Raw genomic sequence first — 21,047 nt, 5'->3', positions numbered from 1 at the left:
CCACTCGTCGTGGGGTTAACCGATGTTCACCGGCGGGGCTAGCATCCGTCGCATGACGTCGGCCGGCACGGATCTGGGCGCGGGCGCCCGCGCGCAGGACGCCGCCATGCATGCCGATGCCGCCCGCCCGTCCCGGCGGGAGCAAATCCTGCAGGCGGCCGCCCGGCTGTTCGCCGAACGCGGGTCCCGCGCGGTGGGGGTGGACGACGTCGGCGCGGCCGTCGGGGTGACCGGGCCGGCGATCTACCGGCACTTCGCCAGCAAGGACGCGATGCTCGCCGAGATGCTGCTGCGCATCAGCGCGCGCCTCGCCGACGGCGGCCGCGACCGGGTGGCGGCCGCGGGCAGCGACCCCGCCGCCCAGCTGCGTGCGCTCATCGACTTCCAGGTCGACTTCGCGCTGGACAACCCGGCGCTGATCGTCGTGCACGACCGGGACCTCGGCTCCCTGCCCGAGGCCGAGGCCGCGCAGGTGCGCCGGCTGCAGCGCCGGTACGTCGAGGTGTGGGTGGCCGTGCTGGCGCGGGTGCACCCGGGCGCCGAGGCGGCCGCCTGCCGGGCCCGCGCGCACGCCGTCTTCGGGCTGATCAACTCCACCCCGCACAGCGCCGGCCGGCTGACCCGCCCCGCGATGGCCGAACTCCTCAACGCGATGGCCTGGGCGGCGGCCACCACCTGAGGTGCGGGCGCCGGGAAGGACCTCAGCCCTCCGGGAGAGGTGGCACCGGCAGCGCGAGCCCGTCCGAGGCCACCTTGTCCACCGCCGCCGCACCACCCGGCCCCGGCGCACCGGCCCACGCGCTCTCGACCACGGTGACGGTCGACCCCGACACCGCGCTGGCGTACTCCGCCGACCGCAGCCCTACCGGGCCGCCGTCGTAGGTGACCCCCTCGCGCAGCAGGTCGTTGACGTTGCCGCTGCCGTCGCGGTCGGTGAGAGCACGCAGCTCCCGGGCCGCGGCGGGGTCGGACATGGCGACCCGCGACACCGAGACCACCACCGGGGCGCCGCCGACCTCGGCCGAGTAGAGCGCCCGGGAGAGCCCGGTGCAGTCGGTCGCGGCGAAGAAGCCGGCCACCTCCCCGTAGGCGTGCCCGGCGCAGGTGTCGTCCACCTGCACGGCCTCCACCGTGTAGGCGGTGCCGTTCACCTCCCGCACCTCGCCGATCGTGGGACCCGCCGCGACGGCGTCGGACGGCGACCCGTCGTCGCCCGCGGCGCCCTCGCCCCCGGAGCCGTCGCCGCCGAGCAGCAGGGCGGCGATCGCGCAGACGGCCACCAGGGCCACCACCGCCGCGATCAGCGCAGCGGCCCGCCGGCGGTCGCCCGGCGCCCGCGCCTCGCCCCGACCGGATGCGGTGGCACCCCACGCCGGGGACAGCGGCGGGCGCCCGGGCGGCTCCGCGGCCCGGGGCACTGGCGGCTCCGCGGCCCGGGGCGCGGCCGGGAGCACCGCCGTGCGGGGCCCGGGCGGGGTGGCCGCGTCGTCGTCCTCGGGCACGGTGCGTCCCGCGACGTCGTCCTCGCGCTCGGTGCGTCCCGCGTCGCCGTCCGCGGCGCCGACGAGCCCGGCGGCACGCGGCGGTGCCGGCGCGCCCCCCACCTCGACGGTGTCCCGCTGCACGGCGACGCCCGGCGCGGAGCCCGTGGGCGCCGCCGCCGCCACTGCGGCGGCGTGCGCGGAGGCCACCGAGGCGGCGACCGCGCGGGCCACGGCGGTGGCGCTCAGCGGATCGCCGTCGTACGCCGCGCCGGCGGCGCCGTCGCGCGGCTCCCTGTCGGGCGTGCCCGGCGGGGTGATCGCCGGGGAGGCGGCCATCGCGGCCGGGGTCAGCAGCTCGGGGCGGCGGAGGACGTACGGCGAGTACGGGAAGGCCTCGCCGTTGAGCTCCTCGACCGTGGGCCCCCGGCCGGGCAGCTCCAGCGCCGCGAGGGCCGCCCGCACGTCGGCGGTGGTCCACAGCCGGGGGTTGTCGACCCCGGCGTGCCGTGCGGCGCGGGCGAACGCGAGCAGGAGGGAGCGGGGGTCCAGCGTGGCCACCAGGTCGCCCTCGCCCAGGTCGCCGTCGGCCGGGACCAGCCCGGTGATCTCGCCGACCAGGACGGTGAGACGCGCGATCCGCCCGGGCTGCAGGCCGGCGCGCCGCAGCTTCACCGCGGTGTCCATGCCCGCTCGCATGAGCCCGTCGAGCGGCGTCGAGCCGCCCCCGGCCTGGTGCAGCACCTGCTCGGGCCCGTCCCCCGGGGCGGCGATCGTCCACGGGCCTTCGGGCTTCGCCGTCACCACACCGGACTGCCGGGGGACCTCGACCACGCGGATGACGGCGAGACCCTCGGGCACCAGCAGCACCGCGTCGGACTGCCGGCGGCCCAGCGGCTCGTCCACCAGCGGCAGGGAGGCCACCACGGCCGCCCGCACGGAACCACCGGTGCCCCACCGCTCGAGCTCCCCGAAGAACGCGCGCTCGCCCGCCGTCTCCAGCGGCGCCGGGGTCAGGACCAGCACGTCGTCCTCCGGGCGGTCGGGTTCTGCGGTCAGGAGATCCGTCGGCTGGGTCCCGGCGCGGGGCACCGACGGCGACCCCGCGGGGCAGCCGCCACCGACGCTACGTCATCGCCGCGACCTCTCCCGTCGCGCTCGGCGTGGCCCGGCGGGTTCAGGCGGGGACGGGTTCGGCGGCCGCCGGCTCGTCCGGGACGCGCCACCGCGCCAGCCAGGTGCTGGCGGCCAGCACGTCGACCGCCGCCCACAACGCGCCGAACGCGACGGCCACCGGCAGCGCCGACCACCAGTTCCAGGGCGGGAGCAGGCCCAGCGACTCCAGCGGGAAGGCGACGGCGTAGACCGCCGCGGCGACCGCCGGACCCGCCACCCAGCCGGGGACCCGGCGATCGGCGGCGACGTCGACGAGCAGCGCGCCCACGACGAGCACCACCGGGAGCACCGACGGCGGGAAGCCCGTCGCCACCAGCCCGAGCCACATGACGCCGCGGTAGCCGAGGTAGACGACGGCGATCACCGTCGCCGTCCAGCGCAGCGCGACGACCCGGCGGGCCACCACGAGCGCCAGCAGGCCGGCGCAGATCAGCCACGCCGGGTGCACCCACGACGGCACCGGGAGCATGAACATGGCCGGCGACTGGCCCTGCGAGGCGGCGAAGTCCAGCAGCTGCGGCTCGGCCGTCGTCCGGCCGGCGTCGTAGGCCTCCAGCGACAGCACCCCGTACTCCTGGTGCTGGTTGGGGAAGACCACGTTCTCGACGAAGAACAGCCACAGGCCCAGCGAGACGAGGTCGCGGGTGCGCCCCGGCGCCGCGTACAGCCACCACCCGCGCAGCGCGCCGGCCAGCATGATCGCCGTCCCCAGGTACAGGAGCGCGTGGCTGGGGCTCCAGCTGGTGATGTCCAGCCCGTTGATCCGGTGGTTGACGATGTCGACCGGGACAGCGACGAGGAACGTGGCGGTGCCCACCTGCATCAGCCGCAGCGCACGCCGGTCCACGCCGTACCCGCTGTAGCTGTGGAACAGCACCAGCACGACGACGACGACGGTGCCCACCGTGTTGAGCAGGTGCGGCGGGGCCAGGTCGTCACGCAGCCACATGAAGTGCCAGGAGACGTCCCAGGACGACCCCAGCATCTTCAGCAGGAAGGCCGCCAGCCACGCGGTGTAGACCCAGCGCAGCTCGGTCTGGGTGGTGGGCCGCCCGGGCCGACCGGGGGTCACGTACGCCGTCCACAACCACCGGAGCAGGGCGATCGGGTGGGCCAGGCCGGCGCGGAGCGTGCCCGGCGCCAGTGGCACGGGCGTGGCGACGGGAGCGGGTGCAGAGGACACGGGGATCTTTCTGACGGCGGGCGTTCGGGCGACCCTAACGGTGATCAGCGCCGTTTCCGAGCCTTCCGATCGCGCGTCCGCGGCGGCTGGGATGCGCGTGGACACGAGGGGTGATCGGGGCGGCCGGGGCGCGCGGTGCGTACTGTCGGACGACGTGGCGGAGAACGGCGGGCACCTGGTCTGGATCGACTGCGAGATGACCGGGCTGGACCTCACCAAGGACAAGCTGATCGAGGTCGCGGTGCTGATCACCGACTCCGAGCTGAACGTCCTCGACCCGGGCCTGGACCTCATCATCGCCGCCGACGACGCCGACCTCGACGGCATGACCGACTTCGTGGCCGAGATGCACGCGAAGTCGGGGCTGACCGACGCCGTCCGCGCCGCCACGCTCACCCTGGCCGAGGCCGAGCAGCAGATCCTGGCCTACGTGAAGCGGTTCGTCCCCGACCGGCGCACCGCCCCGCTGTGCGGCAACTCGATCGGGACCGACCGTGGTTTCCTCGCCCGGGACATGCCCGAGCTCGACGACCACCTGCACTACCGGATGGTCGACGTCTCCTCGGTGAAGGAGCTGGCCCGCCGCTGGTTCCCCCGCGTCTACTTCGCGCAGCCGCCCAAGGGGCTGGCCCACCGGGCACTGGCCGACATCATCGAGTCGGTACGGGAGCTGGCGTACTACCGGCGGACGCTGTTCGTGGCCGCACCCGGGCCCAGCGGCGAGCAGGCCAAGCAGGCCGCCGACGAGGTCATCGGCTCGTTCGCCGAGCTGCTGTCGGCGGGAGACGCCGGCGCCGCCTGACGACGGCGACTCCCCCGGCGGGCCGCCGCGGGGGCTCCGGTATCGTTGGCGCGTTCCCCCGGGCCGTCGCGCCCGGACGGATGCACGGTGGGTGTAGCTCAGCTGGTAGAGCACCAGGTTGTGATCCTGGGTGTCGCGGGTTCGAGCCCCGTCACTCACCCCAGCGGTGGAGGCCCTGGTCAGGCGACTGACCGGGGCCTCCGCCCGTTCCGGCTCGTGCGGGCCACCCCTCCGGTACCGGCGCGACAGGGGTCTTCCTGCGTGCGTGGCGCGGCGCCAGGGCCCGCTGGAGCCTTCCGCCTCACCGCCCCGCCAGCGCCACGTCGGTGGCGCGGCGGATGGCCCCGTAGCAGTCGCAGGCGTGGGCACGCAGCCGCGGCCGGTCGACGATGGTGATCGCGCCGCGGGTGTAGGTGATGCAGCCGTCCTCGGCCAGTGACCGCGCCGCCTCGCTGACCGAGGTCCGCCGCACCGCGAGCATCTGGGCGAGGAAGTGCTGGGTGAGTTCGAAGGTGGGTCGGTCCATCCGGTCGGCGGTCATCAGCAGCCACCGGGCGGCCCGCTGGCGCACTGTGTGCACCCGGTTGCAGGCGGCGTTGCGGGCGAGCTGGGTGAACATCGCCTGCGTGACGCGGCGGAGTCGGGCCGCCAGCGGGCCGTCGACGTCGGCGGTGTGCCGGTGGAGGTCCTCGGCGCTCATGGTCAGCGCATCCCCAGCCACCTGCACCAGGGCGCGCTCGGTCGGGGCGCCGCCGTCGGCGCCGAGGAACGCCGACAGGCCGACCATGCCCTCCTGGCCGATGGTGGCGGTCTCCACCAGCTCGTCGTCGCCGACGTCCGCGACGACGGAGACGACACCCACGAGCGGGAAGTAGACGGCGGTGACCGGCTCGCCGGGCTCGTGCAGCACCTGCCCCAGCGTCAGCGGGGTCTGGTGCAGATCGGGCAGCAGGGGGGCGAGCGCCTGTTCGTCCATGCCGCCCAGGACCGCGTTGCGGCGTGCGGCGGCGGGGTCGGTGGCCACGAGCGGGCTCCTCCGTGCGGTGCTGCCTGGGCCGGACCTTCGACGGGATGAGGTGATCCCACGTCCAGGTCTGCGTACTCAGGCGGAGGCTGCTCCTACGTGCGGGGCGTCCTCATCCTGGCACACGAGAGCCCGTCAGCGGATCGGCGCCGATCGGCTGCTCCTCCGCGGCAATGTCCGATAGCGTGCATTCAGCCACCGGACCTGCCCGGCCACCGACGAGTGCGCCCAGTGGTGACAGCTGGATCGCTCGAGACCCACCGCGGCTCCGGGCGGCCGTCGGGTGGGCCCGGGCGACCACCGTCGGAGCCCACCGGGCTGACAGCGGCTCCGGTGTGCCGTCGGCCGTTCGTGCAACTCGTCCGCGGCGACCAGAGCAGGGGGACGACGCCGGTGACCGATCCCGTGGCCAGGCCCATCCCGCCGGGGCCCCGGAAGGCGGTGGACGAGCTCGCTCGGCTGGTGCTGGCGGAGGAGGACCGCCAGTCGGTGCTGGAGCGCGCCGTCGGACTGGTGACGAGCCTGATGCCGGCCGGTGCGCAGGCCTCGATCACGGTGGTGCGCAACCGGCGGCCCACGACCGCGGCCTTCACCGGGGAGCTGGCGCTGCGGCTGGACGAGACGCAGTACGGGCAGGGGTACGGCCCCTGCATGGACGCCGCCCTGAGCGGCCAGTTCATCGAGATCACCGACGGCCGCACCGAGGACCGGTGGCCGGACTACGTGGCGACCTTCCTCCGCCACGGCGCCCTGAGCTCCCTCTCGGTACCGGCGCCCGCCACGCAGCTGGCCGCGTGCGTGAACGTGTACTCCCCGGCCGCCGGCGCCTTCACCGGAGAGCACCGGCAGGCCCTGGCTGAGTTCGCTGCCTACGCCGGCGTGGTGCTGACCAACATCGAGGCCCTGCAGGACGCCCGCGACCAGGCGGAGAACATGCGGGCGGCGCTGGAGTCCCGGGCGGCCATCGAGCAGGCCAAGGGCATCTTGATGGAGCGGCACAAGCTCACCCCGGACCAGGCCTTCCGACTGCTGGCCGACGCCTCGATGCACACCAACCGCAAGGTCCGCGACCTGGCCGAGCAGCTCGTGCTCACCGGCGAGCTCACCCCTGATCCCACCCCAGCCGGCCGGCACGTCGCCCACCGCCTGCCGCACGCAGCTCCGACATCCACCGCCGGACGGGAACACCGATGACCGATCCCACTGCACCGGGGAACGTCACCGCTGACGGCATGGCGAGGACCGTGCCGAGCAGGTGCCCGGCCGTGGCCACCCACGACCGTCGGCGACTCGGCCGGTGGTCGCCTGTCCGCCGCGCAACCTCCCCCACCTGACCGAACGGTCGGGAACGAGGACGACCCCATTGTGGCCCAGAGCACATTGAGCTACCGTCCCGCACCGGACTGACCGTCCGGTCAGTAAATGCACACCCACCGAGCGACGGCGGAGCTGCCATGCCCCTCTCCACAGATGCCCCCTCTCGCGAGCGCCACCGGATGACCACCGAGGAGCGCAAGGTCCTCGCGGGCACCCTCGCCGGCACCACGATCGAGTGGTACGACTTCTTCATCTACGCCCAGGCGGCGAGCCTGGTGCTGGCCCCGCTCTTCCTCTCCCCGCTCAGCGAGGACTCCCCCGGGCTGGCCACCGTGCTGTCGCTGGCCACCATCGGCATCAGCTTCCTGTTCCGCCCGCTCGGAGCCATCGTGGCCGGGCGCTTCGGCGACCGGCTCGGCCGCAAGCGGATGCTGGTCTTCACCCTGCTGCTGATGGGGACGGCCACCGCACTCATCGGGCTGCTGCCGACGTACGAGCAGATCGGGTTCGCCGCGCCGGCCATCCTGATCCTGCTGCGAATCCTGCAGGGCTTCTCCGCAGGCGGCGAGTGGGGCGGCGCGGCGCTCATGTCGGTGGAGCACGCCCCGGTGGCGCGGCGCGGCCTGTTCGGCGCCTACCCGCAGGTGGGCGTGCCGGTCGGCATGATCCTCGCGACGGGCGTGCTGTGGCTGCTGTCGACGCTGACCACGCCCGAGCAGTTCCAGTCCTGGGGCTGGCGCATCCCCTTCCTGCTGTCGGTCGTGCTGATCGTCATCGGCTACCTGATCCGCCGCGCCGTGGAGGAAAGCCCGGTCTTCAAGGAGATGCAGCTGCGGAAGAAGGAGTCGTCCGCCCCGCTGCGCGACCTCTTCCGCCGCAACACCCGGCAGGTGGTGCTCAGCGCACTGATCTTCATCGCCAACAACGCCGCCGGGTACCTGCTCATCGCCTTCTTCATCGCCTACGCCAGCACCACCTTGGACATGCCGCGCGAATCCGTCCTGCTGGCCACCACCCTGGCGTCCTTCGGCTGGCTCGCCTTCACGATGTACGGCGGCATCCTGTCCGACCGGATCGGCCGGGTGCGCACGTTCCAGATCGGCTACGCCCTGGTCTTCCTCTGGATGATCCCGATGTTCCTGCTCATCGACACGGGGAACATCTGGCTCTACGGCGTCGCGCTGTTCCTGCTGACCATCGGGCTCGGGCTGTCGTACGGGCCGATGTCGGCGATGTACGCCGAGATGTTCCCGGTCGCGGTCCGCTACTCCGGTGTCTCGATCGGCTACGCCCTGGGAGCGATCCTCGGAGGCGCCTTCGCCCCGATGATCGCCGAGCTGCTCCTGCAGTCGACCGGGTGGTCGGGCTCGGTCGGCATCTACATCATGGTGCTCTGCGTCATCTCCTTCACCGCGGTGACGGTCGCCGGGGAGACGAAGGGCGCGAGCCTGCGGGTGGCCGAGGCCCACGAGGAGTACCTGCGCGCGCACCCCGAGGAGGCCGAGGCCCTCGGCTTCCGGCCCTGACCGGCGAGCGGGGGCACCTCCGGGCCTGACGGAGCGGGACCGCCGGCGCCGGGTGGCGGACGCGTCCGCCGCTCGGCGCCGCACCCCGGCGGGGCCCCCGGCGCCGTGGTGGCCGCGGCCGTCGACCCTGGTCGCGACGGCGGCAGGCGTCGCCGGCGATTGCTTCCCGGAGACGCCGCCACCACAGTGGGGCCACCACCTCCGGACCGGACGGTCGGCCCTCCCCCACCCCCCGGGACCCGCCGGGTCCGGCGAATTCCAGGAGCGACGATGCAGGAGCACACCGAGATCCGCCAGGTCGGCCGACGGGTCGCACGCGGGCGCGGTCGCCCCGGCGACCCCGCCGCGCGGGTGCGCGTCGACCGGGACACCACGACGAACGCGGAGACGGCGTGAGCGCCCCGGTCCCCGCCCGCGTCGCCGTCATCGGCGGCGGGCGCATGGGCGCCGGCATCGCCCAGGCCTTCCTGACCGCCGGCGCCCGCGTCGAGGTCGTGGAGGCCGGCGCAGAGGCTGCCGACGCCGCCCACGGCCGGGTGGCCGAGGGGCTGGCGGAGGCCGCCCGCCGCGGAAAGCTCGACGGCGACGTCGCCGCCGCGCTGGACCGGCTGACCCTGGTGGACTCCCCCGCCGCGCTGGACCGGGAGAACGGGCTGGTCGTCGAGGCCGTCCCCGAGCGGGCCGACCTCAAGGCGGAGGTGCTGGGCGCCGCGGAGTCCGCCGTCGGCCCGGACGCGGTGCTCGCCACGAACACCAGCTCCCTCTCGGTCACCGAGCTCGCCGCGGCGCTGGAGCGCCCGGCCCGGTTCCTCGGCCTGCACTTCTTCAACCCCGTGCCGGCGTCCAAGCTCGTGGAGGTGGTGGTCGCCCGCGAGACCGCGGCCGAGCTCGTCGGGATCGCCTCCGGCTGGGTGCGCGCACTCGGCAAGACCGACGTCGTGGTGAAGGACTCCCCCGGCTTCGCCTCCTCCCGGCTCGGGGTGCTGCTGGGGCTGGAGGCGATCCGGATGCTCGAGGAGGGGGTCGCCGACGCCGAGGCCATCGACGCCGCCATGGAGCTGGGCTACCGGCACCCGATGGGGCCCCTGCGCTCCACCGACTTCGTGGGCCTCGACGTGCGGCTGGCGATCGCCGAGTACCTCCACCGGACCCTCGGCGAGCGGTTTGCCCCACCGCAACTGCTCCGCGACAAGGTCGCGGCGGGCGAGCTCGGCCGCACCACCGGTCGCGGATTCCACACCTACGACTGACCCGAGGCGGCCCCGATGACCAGCCCTGCCCCGCAGCGCCTCGCCGAGGAGACCGTCCGCCGCTACCTGGCGGAGGATTCCGCGGCGCGGGCACTCGGCGTCACCGTCAGCTCCGTGGCGCCGGGTTCGGTCACGGCGCACATGATCATCCGGCCCCAGATGCTCAACGGGCACGGCACCGCGCACGGCGCTGCACTGTTCGCCGTCGCCGACATCGCCTTCGCGATGGCCTGCAACTCGCACGGACAGCCGGCGGTGGGGCGGTCGTGCAGCATCGAGTACCTCGCGCCGGCCCGCGCCGGCGACACCGTCACCGCCACCGCGGTGGAACGATCGCTCGTGGGGCGGGGCGGGATCTACGACGTCGCGGTGACCCGCGACGCGGACGGGCTACTCCTCGCCGAGATGCGGGGACACAGCCGCCAGGTGCCCCCCGCCCCGCCCGGACGCGCCTGACGGTCCGAGGGCCGGCCGGCCCGGGTCAGGACGCCGGTGGCGCCGGGGCGCGGGTCCGCAGGCCCCGGAAGGTCGTGGTCACGAGGGCGTCGGCGAGGTCGTCCGCGGACAGGCCGCCGCCGGGCCGGTACCACTCGGTCAGCGAGTTGACGGTGCCGAAGAGCAGGCGGCTGGTGACGGCGGGATCGACGTCGGGGCGCACGTCGCCCTCGTCCTCGGCGGCGCGCACCAGGTCGGTGACGACCCGGTCGAACTCCCGTCGCCGCTGCAGCGCCGCCTGCTCGACCGGGGAGTTGCCCCGGACCCGGAGCAGGAGCGTCACGAAGGGCAGCTCGGCCGCGAGCACGCGGACCGACCCGCGGACGACGTGCTCCAGCCGGTCGATCGCCGGGCCGGTGGTGCCGCCGGGCTCATCGGTGACGGCGAACAACGCGTCCAGCGCACGGTCGAGCGCCAGCCGCAGCAGCTCCACCTTGCTGGGCACGTGGTGGTAGATCGCCGACTTGGTGACGCCGAGCCGGGTGGCCAGCTCCTCCATGCTGGTGGCGTCGTAGCCGCGCTCGTTGAAGACCTCGACGGCGACGTCGAGCAGCGAGTCCAGCGAGTGCCCCGGGCGGCCGCGTCGGGCCGGGGGCGCGTCGGCGGTCGACGTCATGCACGGTTCCGGTTGTCGGTCATGCGCTTGAGTTTGCCAACCGATCGGGGCAGCGTCTCGGGGTCCACCACGAGCACCTCGATGCTGGACCCGACGACGTCCTTGACGCCCGTGCGCACCGCGGCCGCCGCGGCAGATCTCGCCTCCGCCGGGCAGTCCGGCCGCGCCTCGACGCGGCAGATCAGGTGGTCCATCCGCTCCCGGGTGACGAGCTCGAGGGCGAAGTGCGGGGAGAGCCCCGGCGTCCGCAGCACGATCTCCTCGATCTGGGTGGGGAACAGGTTCACCCCCCGCAGGATGATCATGTCGTCGGTGCGGCCGGTGATCTTCTGCATCCGCCGGAACGCCGGGCGCGCGGTGCCGGGCAGCAGCCGGGTGAGGTCGCGGGTCCGGTAGCGGACGACCGGCATCGCCTCCTTGGTCAGCGAGGTGAAGACGAGCTCCCCCTCCTCGCCGTCGGGCAGCACCTCACCGGTGAGCGGGTCGATGACCTCCGGGTAGAAGTGGTCCTCCCAGACGTGCAGCCCGTCCTTGGTCTCCACGCACTCCTGGGCGACGCCGGGGCCCATCACCTCGGACAGGCCGTAGATGTCCACGGCGTGGATGCCGGCCCGCTCCTCCATCTCGCGGCGCATCTGCTCGGTCCAGGGCTCGGCGCCGAAGATGCCGATCTCGAGGCTGCTCTCCCGCGGGTCCACGCCCTGCTTCTCGAACTCGTCGATGACGGTGAGCATGTAGGAGGGCGTGACCATGATGATCCGCGGCTCGAAGTCGCGGATCAGCTGCACCTGCCGCGGCGTCATGCCACCGGACACGGGGACGACGGTGCACCCCAGCTTCTCGGCTCCGTAGTGGGCGCCCAGGCCGCCGGTGAACAGGCCGTAGCCGTAGGCGTTGTGCAGCGTGTCCCCCGGCCGGCCCCCCGCGGCGCGGATGGAGCGGGCCATGACCGTCGCCCAGGTGTCGAGGTCGCGCTCGGTGTAGCCGACGACGGTCGGCTTGCCGGTGGTGCCGGAGGAGGCGTGCACGCGGCGCACCTGGTCCTTCGGGACCGCGAACATCCCGAAGGGGTAGTTCTCGCGCAGGTCGGCCTTGCTGGTCGTCGGGAACTTCGCGAGGTCGGCGAGCTCCCGGCAGTCGTCGGGGTGCACGCCGGCCGCGTCGAAGGCCCGGCGGTAGTGCGGCACGTTGTCGTAGGCGTGCCGCAGCGACCACTGGAGCCGCTCCAGCTGCTGCGCGCGCAGCTCATCGACGCCCAGGCGCTCGGCGGGGTCCAGCAGCGCCGGGTCGGGCGCCTCCCCCGGGCGCCCGTTCGTCTCCGTGGTCGCAACCGTCATGGCAGTGGCCTCCGATGTCCTGAGCGTCGTCACCGGGCGGTCGGCGCGCGAGCTCGGCTCCGAATTACCGACCGGGCGGTCAGGTAAGCATCCCCTCCTCTCGACCGCTGTCAAGACCCGCCCGGGGAGCGCCGCGGACAGGGTTGTGCGGCGGCCTCCGCTCGTGCACACTGATTACCGACCGTCCGGTCAGTAAATGACCCGAGACGCACCCGAGGGGAACGAGATGTCCGCACCCACCCTGGACCGGCCCGCGCCCGACGAGACCGCGCTGCAGGACCAGTTCGACGCCACCATCGCGGCCGGCCATCGCATCGAGCCGCGGGACTGGATGCCCGAGGGGTACCGGAAGACGCTCATCCGCCAGGTCGCGCAGCACGCGCACTCGGAGATCATCGGCATGCAGCCCGAGGGCGACTGGCTGCTCGCCGCGCCCAGCCTGCGGCGCAAGGCCGTCCTGCTGGCCAAGGTGCAGGACGAGGCCGGTCACGGCCTGTACCTGTACTCCGCGGCCGAGACGCTCGGCGCCGACCGCGCCGACCTCACCGACAAGCTGATCGAGGGCAGGCAGAAGTACAGCTCGATCTTCAACTACCCGACGCTCACCTACGCCGACGTCGGCGTCATCGGCTGGCTGGTCGACGGCGCGGCCATCTGCAACCAGGTGCCGCTGTGCCGCTCCTCCTACGGGCCCTACGCCCGGGCGATGATCCGGGTCTGCAAGGAGGAGTCGTTCCACCAGCGGCAGGGCTACGAGCTGCTGATGACGATGATGCGCGGCACCGACGAACAGCGCGCCATGGTGCAGGACGCCGTCGACCGCTGGTGGTGGCCCTCGCTCATGATGTTCGGCCCGCCCGACGACGACAGCCCCAACACCGCGCAGTCGATGGCCTGGGGCATCAAGCGGCACACCAACGACGAGCTGCGCCAGCGGTTCGTGGACATGTCCGTGCCGCAGGCCGAGGTCCTCGGTGTCACGCTCCCCGACCCCGACCTCTCCTACGACCCCGAGACCGGCCACTACCGGTTCGGCCGGATCGACTGGGACGAGTTCAAGCGGGTCATCTCCGGCGAGGGCCCGATGAACGCCGTGCGCGTCGCCCGCCGCCGCGCGGCCCGGGACGACAACGCCTGGGTCACCGAGGCGGCCACGGCCTACGCCCGCAAGCACGAGGGGGCGGCCGCGTGAGCGGCGAGGTCACCGCCGAGGGCGGGCACGGCGCGGTCCCGACCGGGCCGGAGGTGCCGGTGCAGGCCCAGCGGCCGGCCGTGCGCCGGGACTGGCCGCTGTACGAGGTCTTCGTCCGCGGCAAGCGCGGGCTCAACCACGTGCACGTCGGCTCGCTGCACGCACCCGACGACGAGATGGCCGTGCACGCCGCCCGCGACCTCTACACCCGGCGCAACGAGGGCGTGAGCATCTGGGTGGTCAAGGCCGCCGACATCACCGCGTCCAGCCCCGACGAGAAGGACCCGATGTTCGCCCCCAGCGGCGACAAGGTCTACCGCCACCCGACGTTCTACGAGATCCCCGAGAACGTCCCCCACATGTGAGGCGAGATCTGCACAGTGGCCCGCATCGGCTCCCCGACGGCGGCCACTGTGCAGATCTCGCCGGAGTCAGGAGCGAGGCCATGCACGAGGAGACGGTGTACGACGCGCTGGCCAATGCGCACGACGACGCGGGGCACTGGGCCTTCGGCACCGGCTTCGACGACCCGCTGGCCGGCGTCGACACCACGGTGCCCCACGGCGTCGACGCCGCCGACCTCGGCACCTACTGCCTGATGCTCGGCGACGACGCGCTCGTGCTCGCCCAGCGGCTCACCCAGTGGATGACCAACGCGCCGGAGCTCGAGGAGGAGGTGGCGCTGGGCAACATCGGCCTGGACCTCCTCGGCCAGGCCCGGCTCCTGCTCGCCCGCGCCGGGGCGGCCGGGGTGCTCGGCCGCTCGCGGGAGCTCGCCGCGGAGACCATCCCCGACGAGGATGCCCTGGCCTACTTCCGGGACGCCGACGAGTTCCGCTGCACCGGCCTGGTCGAGGCGGAGAACGGCGACTTCGCGCAGACGATGGTCCGCCTGCTCGTCGCCTCGACGGTGCGGCTGGCGGCCTTCGCCCGGCTGCGGGAGTCCCGCGACCCGGTGCTCGCCGCCATCGCCGCGAAGGGCGTGCACGAGCTCGCCTACCACCGCGACCACGCCGCCCGCTGGGTGCTGCGCCTGGGCGACGGCACCGAGGAGTCGCACCGGCGGGCCCAAGACGGCGTCGCCGCGGTGTGGCCGCTGCTGGCCGACCTGTTCACCGCCACGGATGTCGAGGCCCGGCTGGTCGCCGCCGGGGTCGCCGTCGACCCGGCCGACGTCCGCGACGAGGTGCGCGACGTCCTCACCACCGTGCTGGAGCGCGCCACGCTGCCGGTGCCCGCCTGGCCGGCCGACGCCGCCCCGCGCGGCCGGATCGGGCAGCACGGCGCGGAGCTGACCGAGCTGCTGGCCACCCTGCAGGGCCTGGCCCGCCGGCACCCGGCGGCGACCTGGTGAGCGCCGTGCTGACCGACCCCCGCTCGGTGGCGGAGACGGTCACCGACCCGGAGCTGCCGATGCTGACCCTCGCGGATCTCGGCGTGCTCCGCGAGGTGCGTGTCGAGCAGGGCACCGTCGTCGTCGAGATCACGCCGACCTACTCCGGCTGCCCCGCGATGGGCGTCATGCGGGCGGACCTCGTGCATGCCCTGCACCGGGCGGGCTTCGCCGACGTCGACGTCCGCACCGTGCTCTCGCCCGCCTGGTCCTCCGACTGGATCAGCGAGGAGGGCCGGCGCAAGCTCGCCGCGGCCGGCATCGCCCCGCCCGGGACGGCACCGGTCCGGTCCCCCGGCCCCGTCCCGCTCCAGCTGGGGCCGACGCGGCGGACGGCCGGCTGCCCCCAGTGCGGGTCGGCCGACACCGTCGAGCAGAGCGAGTTCGGCGCCACGGCCTGCAAGGCCCTGCGCCGCTGCCGCAGCTGCGGCGAGCCGTTCGAGCACTTCAAGGAGATCTGATGACGGCGACCGTTCCCGCCGCCGGTTCCGCCCCCACCCGTCCGCGGCGGCGACCGCAGTTCCACCCGCTCCGGGTGGCCGCGGTCGAGCGGCTCACCGACGACTCCGTCGCGGTCACCTTCGACGTCCCCGCCGAGCTCGCCGAGGAGTACCGCTTCCGGCCCGGCCAGGCCCTCACCCTCCGCCGGGTCGACGGCGACCGGGACGAGCGCCGCTCCTACTCCATCTGCGCACCGATGGGCGCCGCTCCGCGGGTCGGCGTCCGCGAGGTCCCCGGCGGGTTCTTCTCCAGCTACCTGGTGCACGAGGTGCGCCCGGGCGACGAGATCGAGGTGCTCCCGCCCTCGGGCACCTTCACCGCTGACCTGTCGCAGCCCGCCGACCACGTCTTCGTCGTCGCCGGCTCGGGCATCACCCCGGCACTGAGCCTGGCCGCCACCGTGCTGCGCGACGGCGAGTCGACGGTCACCGTCTTCTACGGCAACCGCCGCACCAACACGGTGATGTTCGCCGACGAGCTCGCCGACCTGAAGGACGCCTACGGCACCCGGCTGCAGCTGGTGCACGTCCTCTCCCGCGAGCCCCGCGACGCCGACCTGACCAGCGGTCGACTCGACGGCGAGCGGCTGCGCAGCCTCGTGCAGAACCTCGTCGAGGTCGAGCGCGTCGACCACTGGTGGCTGTGCGGTCCGCACGGGATGGTGACCGACGCCCGCGCCCTGCTCGCCGAGCTCGGCGTCCCCGCGGGGAAGGTCCACCAGGAGCTGTTCTTCGTCGACGACGTCCCGCCCCAGCCGGTGCGGGGCGACGAGCAGACCGTCACCGGGCCCAGCAGCCAGGTGACCGTCGTCCTCGACGGCCGCTCGACCACGCTGGCGCTGCCGAAGGACCAGAGCGTGCTGGACTCCGCGCAGCGCGTCCGCTCCGACCTGCCCTTCGCGTGCAAGGGCGGGGTGTGCGGCACCTGCCGGGCGCGGGTGACCGACGGCGAGGTGGCGATGCGGCGCAACTACGCGCTCGAGGCCCAGGAGGTCGAGGCCGGCTACGTGCTCACCTGCCAGTCGCTGCCCGTCTCCGACGCCGTCACCGTCGACTACGACGCCTGACCCCGGTGGGCGACGCGGCGCCACGGGCGGCGCACCCGCACGGCGCCTCCCGGTGCGCGGCACGGACCGCTCGCGGGGTGCGCGCATGAGGCCCGTGCCCGTCGGCGAGTCCGCCGTCCTCGACGTCGTGGTGACCCCGGAGATGACCGTCCGCTTCGACGAGCTCGGCCCGGTGCACCCGGTGTACGCCACCTACTCGATGGCCAAGCACTTCGAGGAGGCCGGCCGGAAGCTGCTGCTGCGCCACCTCGAGCCCGGCGAGGCCGGGATCGGCAGCGCCCTGTCGGTGGAGCACCTGGCCCCGGCCTGGGTCGGCGACGCCATCCGGGTGACGGCCCGGTGCGCCGAGGTGCGCGGCAACCGCCTGACCTGCGACTGCAGCGCCGTCGATGCCGAGGGGCGGCTGCTGGGCCGTGGGACGACCGTCCAGGCAGTGCTGAGCGAGGAGGCGGTGCAGGCCCGGGTCACCCGCCCGCGGCGGACACGTCCGGGGGGCGCGCCGCCGGACGCCGGCTGACCCGAGGGCTCCAGGTCACGCGGGTTGCGGGAGAACCGGCCGCAGCCGACGCTGGAACCACTGGCGGCCGCGCCTGGGGCGCCGCCCCCGACCGCGCCACCGAACTCCCGGGGCGGTCGCTGCGACGGCGCGCGGCCGCCCCGGGGTCCGCCTCCCGAGGCGTCACTCCGGGGAGCGCGCGTCAGGTCGCCCGGCCCCGCATCCGCCGGTACTCGGCCACCACCGCCGTCGTGGCGGCATCCTGGTCCAGCGCCACGGGCTCCGGGCTGGTGAGCGCCGGCGCCAGCTCGCGCGCCATCACCTTGCCCAGCTCGACACCCCACTGGTCGAACGAGTCGATCTGCCAGATCACGCCCTGGGTGAGGACGACGTGCTCGTAGAGCGCCACCAGCTGCCCGAGCGTCCCCGGCGTCAGCCGCGGCGCGAGGATCACCGTGCTCGGCCGGTTCCCGGGCATGACCTTGTGCGGCACGAGGGCCGGGGGTGTGCCGTCGGCCGCCACCTCCTCGGCGGTGCGGCCGAAGGCCAGGACGGCCGCCTGGGCGAACATGTTGGCCATCAGCAGGTCGTGCATCTCACCGATGTCGTGGCTCGGCTCGCCGAAGCCGATGAAGTCGGCTGGGACCAGCGAGGTCCCCTGGTGCAGCAGCTGGTGGAAGGCGTGCTGGCCGTTCGTGCCGGGCTCCCCCCAGAACACCTCGCCCGTCGCCGTGGTGACCGGCTGCCCGTCCGTGCGCACCGACTTGCCGTTGCTCTCCATCGTCAGCTGCTGCAGGTAGGCCGGCAGCCGGGAGAGGTACTGGCTGTAGGGCAGGACGGCGTGGGTCTGGGCGTCGAAGAAGTTGCGGTACCAGACACCCAGCAGGCCCAGCAGCACCGGGACGTTGCGCCCGAGCGGGGTGGTGCGGAGGTGCTCGTCGACGGCGTGGAAGCCGGCGAGCATCTCGTCGTAGGCGTCCGGGCCGATCGCCACCATCAGCGAGAGCCCGATGGCGGAGGTGAAGGAGTACCGGCCCCCGACCCAGTCCCAGAACTCGAACATGTTCTGCGGATCGATGCCGAACGCGCGCACGGCGTCGGTGTTGGTGGACACCGCGGCGAAGTGCTTCGCCACGGCGGACTCGTCGGCCCCCAGCCCGCGCAGCAGCCAGTCCCGGGCGACGCCGGCGTTGGTGAGCGTCTCCAGCGTGGTGAAGGTCTTGGAGCTGACGACGAAGAGCGTCTCGGCGGGGTCGAGGTCGCGGGTGGCCTCGGCGAAGTCGGTGGGGTCGATGTTGGAGACGAACCGCAGGGTGAGGTTCCGGTCGGCGTGGTGCCGCAGGGCGGTGTACGCCATCGCGGGGCCCAGGTCGGAGCCGCCGATGCCGATGTTGACCACCGCCCGGATCGGCTTCCCCGTGTGCCCGCGCCATTCCCCCGAGCGCACCTGCTCGGCGAAACGGCGCATCCGCCCCAGCACCTCGTGCACGTCGCGGACCACGTGCTGGCCGTCCACCACGAGCTCCTCGCCCGGCGGCATGCGCAGCGCGACGTGCAGGACGGCGCGGTCCTCGGTGGTGTTGATGTGCTCGCCGCGGAACATCGCCTGGATGCGGTCGGGCAGACCCGCACGCTCGGCGAGGGCGACCAGCAGCCGCAGCGTCTCGTCGGTCACGCGGTGCCGGGACCAGTCGACGTGCAGCTCACCGACCTGCCCGGTCAGCCGCTCCGCGCGCTCGGGATCGCCGTCGAAGAGGTCCCGCAGGTGCGTGTCCCCGAGGGTGCGGCGGTGCTCGTCGAGCGCGCGCCACTCCGTGGTGTCCGTGATGTCCATGCTGGCTCCGTCCAGGTGCGGTCGACGTCTGGGTCGATCCTGGCGCTGCTGGTCCTCCCCCGCTCACGGGGGTCCGAACGTGACGAACGGCTCACCACCCAACACTGACGTGAAGGACGAGTTCCCGGCAGACTGTCGATGACACCGGCGACGCCGCCGATGCGCACCGATGCTCCCGGCTCGGCGACCCCGACCGACATCGTCGCCACGGAACACGAGCTCCGCCGCTCCGGGTGCACCGCCGCACCGCCCTCAGAGACCTGGCACCGCCTCCGGTGCTGCCGCCCGCGCCGACGCCTGCGCACCGAACGAGACGGAACCATGTCCTCAGCCCTGCCTGCACTGCCCAAGCCCAGACTGTCGCGCCCCGCCTGGCTCTCGCCGAAGGTCGCCCGCACCGAGGTGCTCGCCGGCCTCGTCGTCGCCCTGGCGCTGATCCCCGAGGCGATCAGCTTCTCCATCCTCGCCGGCGTCGACCCCCGCGTCGGGCTGTTCTCCTCGTTCGTGATGGCCGTGGTCATCGCCTTCACCGGCGGCCGGCCGGCGATGATCACCGCTGCCACCGGCGCCATCGCCCTCGTCGTGGCCCCGCTGACGCTCGAGTACGGCGTCCAGTACCTGTTCGCCGCGGTGATCCTCGGCGGCATCTTCCAGATCGTGCTGGCCGCCACGGGCTTCGCCCGGCTGATGCGGTTCATCCCGCGCAGCGTCATGGTGGGCTTCGTCAACGCGCTGGCGATCCTCATCTTCACCGCGCAGCTGCCGCAGCTGACCGACGTGCCGTGGCTGGTCTACCCGATGGTGGCCGCCGGGCTGGCGATCATCTTCCTGCTCCCCCGGCTGACGACGGCGATCCCCGCACCCCTGGTCGCGATCGTCGTGCTGACGGCCCTGGCGGTGACAGCCGGCTGGGAGATCCCCGACGTCGGCGGCGAGGGCGACCTGCCCGACAGCCTGCCGTTCTTCCTGCTGCCCGACGTGCCGTTCACCGTCGAGACGCTGACCATCATCGCCCCCTACGCCCTCGGCGTGGCCTTCGTCGGGCTGATGGAGTCGCTGATGACGGCGAAGCTGGTCGACGACATCACCGACACCCACTCCGACAAGACCCGCGAGTCCTGGGGTCAGGGCGTGGCGAACATGGCCTCCGGCTTCTTCGGCGGCATGGGCGGCTGCGCGATGATCGGCCAGACGATGATCAACGTGAAGGCGTCGGGAGCCCGTACGCGGCTGTCCACATTCCTGTCCGGGGTGTTCCTGCTGATCCTCGTGGTCGCCCTCGGCGACATCGTGGCGACCATCCCGATGGCCGCCCTGGTCGCGGTGATGATCTTCGTGTCGATCGCCACCTTCGACTGGCACAGCCTGCGCACCATCCACCGGATGCCCAAGAGCGAGACCGCCGTCATGCTCACGACCGTCGCCGGCACGCTCTTCACCCACAACCTCGCCGTCGGCGTCGGCGCCGGCGTCCTCGCGGCCTGCGTGCTCTTCGCCCGCCGGGTCGCCCACCTGGCCGAGGTCACCAGCGTCACGGACGACGAAGGCACCCGGATCTACTCGGTGACGGGGGCGCTGTTCTTCGCCTCCAGCAACGACCTCTACACCCAGTTCGACTACGCCGGCGACCCCGGGAACGTGGTGATCGACCTGACCGACGCCCACATCTGGGACGCCTCGACCGTGGCTGCCCTCGACGCGATCACCCACAAGTACGAGACCCGCGGCAAGAACGTCCAGATCGTCGGGCTGACCGGGCACTCCGCCGACCGCTTCGACCGGCACACCGGCCAGCTCACCGGAGCGCACTGATGCCCGCTGCGGCAGCGCGCGCCGGGCGCGTGGCCTATGAAGGGGGCGTGACCGGAACGCCCCGCGAGCAACTCATGCAGATCGGTCAGGTCGCCGAGCGCACCGGTCTGAGCCTGCGCACGATCCGCTTCTACGAGGAGAACGGGCTGGTCATCCCCACCGCCCGCTCCGAGGGCGGGTTCCGGCTGTACAGCTCCGAGGACGTCGCCCGCCTCGAGGTCGTGAAGCGGATGAAGCCCCTGGGGTTCACCCTCGAGGAGATGCAGGAGCTGCTCACCCTGCTGGCCGACCTGGACTCCGGCAGCGGCGACCGGGCGCAGCTGGTGGATCGGCTGCGCATGTTCCACGAGGCGGCCACGGCTCGGGTCACCGCGCTGAAGGAGCAGCTCGCCGTCGCCGAAGGGTTCGCCGACACCCTCGCGGAGCGGCTGGAAACGAGCCGCTGACCTGCGGTCGACGGACTCGTCCAGGTCCTCGCCGGTGACCACGGCGATCCTGACCGACCCCGGTTCGAGCGGTGGTGGCGCGAGGTACCGCGCCACCACC

General features: G+C 73.5%; 21 protein-coding genes and 1 tRNA gene. 16 read left to right on the top strand and 6 right to left on the bottom strand.

The window, feature by feature from the left end; all coding sequences use genetic code 11:
- Positions 1–52 precede the first annotated feature (52 nt).
- The gene (locus ACI799_RS06150; protein ID WP_456612628.1) at positions 53–679 is read left to right on the top strand and encodes an SACE_7040 family transcriptional regulator; all 627 of its coding nucleotides are present in this window, start codon (positions 53–55) and stop codon (positions 677–679) included.
- 22 nt (positions 680–701) lie between these two features.
- Here ACI799_RS06150 and ACI799_RS06145 read toward each other — a convergent pair whose 3' ends face one another.
- Together ACI799_RS06145 and ACI799_RS06140 are read right to left on the bottom strand one after the other, a co-directional pair.
- Positions 702–2,573 carry a hypothetical protein gene (locus ACI799_RS06145; RefSeq protein ID WP_456612627.1) on the bottom strand — a complete coding sequence of 624 codons (1,872 nt, stop codon included), beginning with the start codon at positions 2,571–2,573 and terminating at the stop codon, positions 702–704.
- An 85-nt stretch (positions 2,574–2,658) separates the two neighbouring features.
- The gene (locus tag ACI799_RS06140) at positions 2,659–3,840 is read right to left on the bottom strand and encodes a hypothetical protein (RefSeq protein WP_456612626.1); all 1,182 of its coding nucleotides are present in this window, start codon (positions 3,838–3,840) and stop codon (positions 2,659–2,661) included.
- 154 nt (positions 3,841–3,994) lie between these two features.
- Between ACI799_RS06140 and orn the strand changes: the two genes are divergently transcribed.
- Both orn and ACI799_RS06130 read left to right on the top strand, forming a co-directional pair.
- A complete protein-coding gene (orn, locus tag ACI799_RS06135; protein ID WP_456587732.1) occupies positions 3,995–4,642 on the top strand; it encodes an oligoribonuclease in 648 nt (215 codons plus the stop codon).
- An 87-nt stretch (positions 4,643–4,729) separates the two neighbouring features.
- A tRNA-His gene (locus ACI799_RS06130) sits at positions 4,730–4,805 on the top strand.
- Positions 4,806–4,943: 138 nt separating this feature from the next.
- On the opposite strand, the gene ACI799_RS06125 is transcribed toward ACI799_RS06130, so the two are convergent.
- Entirely contained in the window at positions 4,944–5,666 is a 723-nt protein-coding gene (locus ACI799_RS06125) for a Crp/Fnr family transcriptional regulator (RefSeq protein WP_456612625.1), read from the bottom strand.
- A 393-nt stretch (positions 5,667–6,059) separates the two neighbouring features.
- On the opposite strand from ACI799_RS06125, the gene ACI799_RS06120 reads away from it, so the two are divergent.
- From ACI799_RS06120 to paaI, 5 genes are all read left to right on the top strand, one after another.
- A complete protein-coding gene (locus ACI799_RS06120; protein ID WP_456587562.1) occupies positions 6,060–6,860 on the top strand; it encodes an ANTAR domain-containing protein in 801 nt (266 codons plus the stop codon).
- Positions 6,861–7,162: 302 nt separating this feature from the next.
- The gene (locus tag ACI799_RS06115; RefSeq protein WP_456587561.1) at positions 7,163–8,509 is read left to right on the top strand and encodes an MFS transporter; all 1,347 of its coding nucleotides are present in this window, start codon (positions 7,163–7,165) and stop codon (positions 8,507–8,509) included.
- Positions 8,510–8,779: 270 nt separating this feature from the next.
- A complete protein-coding gene (locus tag ACI799_RS06110; RefSeq protein WP_456599012.1) occupies positions 8,780–8,905 on the top strand; it encodes a hypothetical protein in 126 nt (41 codons plus the stop codon).
- Complete coding sequence (locus ACI799_RS06105; protein WP_456599011.1) at positions 8,902–9,759, top strand: 3-hydroxyacyl-CoA dehydrogenase family protein; 858 nt, start codon at positions 8,902–8,904, stop codon at positions 9,757–9,759. Before ACI799_RS06110 ends, ACI799_RS06105 begins: the two co-directional genes overlap by 4 nt.
- A gap of 15 nt (positions 9,760–9,774) precedes the next feature.
- Positions 9,775–10,215, top strand: a complete 441-nt coding sequence (gene paaI, locus ACI799_RS06100) for a hydroxyphenylacetyl-CoA thioesterase PaaI (protein ID WP_456587559.1) — start codon at positions 9,775–9,777, stop codon at positions 10,213–10,215.
- A 25-nt stretch (positions 10,216–10,240) separates the two neighbouring features.
- Here paaI and ACI799_RS06095 read toward each other — a convergent pair whose 3' ends face one another.
- Positions 10,241–10,870: a TetR/AcrR family transcriptional regulator gene (locus ACI799_RS06095; protein ID WP_456587558.1), complete on the bottom strand. Its 630-nt coding sequence runs from the start codon at positions 10,868–10,870 to the stop codon at positions 10,241–10,243.
- Positions 10,867–12,207, bottom strand: a complete 1,341-nt coding sequence (gene paaK / locus ACI799_RS06090; RefSeq protein WP_456587557.1) for a phenylacetate--CoA ligase PaaK — start codon at positions 12,205–12,207, stop codon at positions 10,867–10,869. Before paaK ends, ACI799_RS06095 begins: the two co-directional genes overlap by 4 nt.
- A gap of 226 nt (positions 12,208–12,433) precedes the next feature.
- Between paaK and paaA the strand changes: the two genes are divergently transcribed.
- The 6 genes from paaA (at position 12,434) to ACI799_RS06060 (ending at position 16,876) form a co-directional block, all read left to right on the top strand.
- Complete coding sequence (gene paaA, locus ACI799_RS06085; RefSeq protein ID WP_456587556.1) at positions 12,434–13,399, top strand: 1,2-phenylacetyl-CoA epoxidase subunit PaaA; 966 nt, start codon at positions 12,434–12,436, stop codon at positions 13,397–13,399.
- Positions 13,396–13,764 (top strand): 1,2-phenylacetyl-CoA epoxidase subunit PaaB, encoded by a 369-nt coding sequence (gene paaB / locus ACI799_RS06080; protein ID WP_456587555.1) that lies wholly within the window; start codon positions 13,396–13,398, stop codon positions 13,762–13,764. The genes paaA and paaB overlap by 4 nt, the downstream gene beginning before the upstream one ends.
- 80 nt (positions 13,765–13,844) lie before the next feature.
- On the top strand, positions 13,845–14,753 hold the full coding sequence (gene paaC / locus ACI799_RS06075) for a 1,2-phenylacetyl-CoA epoxidase subunit PaaC (protein WP_456587554.1): 909 nt from the start codon (positions 13,845–13,847) through the stop codon (positions 14,751–14,753).
- Positions 14,750–15,253, top strand: coding sequence for a 1,2-phenylacetyl-CoA epoxidase subunit PaaD (gene paaD, locus ACI799_RS06070; protein ID WP_456587553.1), 504 nt, complete (start codon positions 14,750–14,752; stop codon positions 15,251–15,253). Before paaC ends, paaD begins: the two co-directional genes overlap by 4 nt.
- Entirely contained in the window at positions 15,253–16,359 is a 1,107-nt protein-coding gene (gene paaE / locus ACI799_RS06065; RefSeq protein ID WP_456599008.1) for a 1,2-phenylacetyl-CoA epoxidase subunit PaaE, read from the top strand. The genes paaD and paaE overlap by 1 nt, the downstream gene beginning before the upstream one ends.
- Before the next feature lie 85 nt (positions 16,360–16,444).
- Complete coding sequence (locus tag ACI799_RS06060) at positions 16,445–16,876, top strand: thioesterase family protein (protein ID WP_456599007.1); 432 nt, start codon at positions 16,445–16,447, stop codon at positions 16,874–16,876.
- A 181-nt stretch (positions 16,877–17,057) separates the two neighbouring features.
- On the opposite strand, the gene pgi is transcribed toward ACI799_RS06060, so the two are convergent.
- Positions 17,058–18,689, bottom strand: a complete 1,632-nt coding sequence (gene pgi / locus ACI799_RS06055; RefSeq protein WP_456612624.1) for a glucose-6-phosphate isomerase — start codon at positions 18,687–18,689, stop codon at positions 17,058–17,060.
- A gap of 321 nt (positions 18,690–19,010) precedes the next feature.
- On the opposite strand from pgi, the gene ACI799_RS06050 reads away from it, so the two are divergent.
- Together ACI799_RS06050 and ACI799_RS06045 are read left to right on the top strand one after the other, a co-directional pair.
- Entirely contained in the window at positions 19,011–20,501 is a 1,491-nt protein-coding gene (locus tag ACI799_RS06050) for a SulP family inorganic anion transporter (RefSeq protein ID WP_456587549.1), read from the top strand.
- A gap of 47 nt (positions 20,502–20,548) precedes the next feature.
- Positions 20,549–20,947 carry a MerR family transcriptional regulator gene (locus tag ACI799_RS06045; protein WP_456587548.1) on the top strand — a complete coding sequence of 133 codons (399 nt, stop codon included), beginning with the start codon at positions 20,549–20,551 and terminating at the stop codon, positions 20,945–20,947.
- Positions 20,948–21,047: the final 100 nt, after the last annotated feature.

This window comes from Blastococcus sp. SYSU DS0753, from assembly GCF_054051175.1.
The sequence above is the reverse complement of the archived record's forward strand: the minus strand, read 5'-3'. Positions and strand labels throughout refer to the sequence as shown.

Bases quoted from the DNA above. Each gene is read 5' to 3' on its own strand.
- ACI799_RS06150 (WP_456612628.1), top strand. From the start codon at position 53: ATGACGTCGGCCGGCACGGATCTGGGCGCGGGCGCCCGCGCGCAGGAC.
- ACI799_RS06115 (WP_456587561.1), top strand. From the start codon at position 7,163: ATGACCACCGAGGAGCGCAAGGTCCTCGCGGGCACCCTCGCCGGCACC.
- ACI799_RS06110 (WP_456599012.1), top strand. From the start codon at position 8,780: ATGCAGGAGCACACCGAGATCCGCCAGGTCGGCCGACGGGTCGCACGC.
- paaI (WP_456587559.1), top strand. From the start codon at position 9,775: ATGACCAGCCCTGCCCCGCAGCGCCTCGCCGAGGAGACCGTCCGCCGC.
- ACI799_RS06095 (WP_456587558.1), bottom strand. From the start codon at position 10,870: ATGACGTCGACCGCCGACGCGCCCCCGGCCCGACGCGGCCGCCCGGGG.
- paaK (WP_456587557.1), bottom strand. From the start codon at position 12,207: ATGACGGTTGCGACCACGGAGACGAACGGGCGCCCGGGGGAGGCGCCC.
- paaA (WP_456587556.1), top strand. From the start codon at position 12,434: ATGTCCGCACCCACCCTGGACCGGCCCGCGCCCGACGAGACCGCGCTG.
- paaC (WP_456587554.1), top strand. From the start codon at position 13,845: ATGCACGAGGAGACGGTGTACGACGCGCTGGCCAATGCGCACGACGAC.
- paaE (WP_456599008.1), top strand. From the start codon at position 15,253: ATGACGGCGACCGTTCCCGCCGCCGGTTCCGCCCCCACCCGTCCGCGG.
- ACI799_RS06060 (WP_456599007.1), top strand. From the start codon at position 16,445: ATGAGGCCCGTGCCCGTCGGCGAGTCCGCCGTCCTCGACGTCGTGGTG.
- pgi (WP_456612624.1), bottom strand. From the start codon at position 18,689: ATGGACATCACGGACACCACGGAGTGGCGCGCGCTCGACGAGCACCGC.
- ACI799_RS06050 (WP_456587549.1), top strand. From the start codon at position 19,011: ATGTCCTCAGCCCTGCCTGCACTGCCCAAGCCCAGACTGTCGCGCCCC.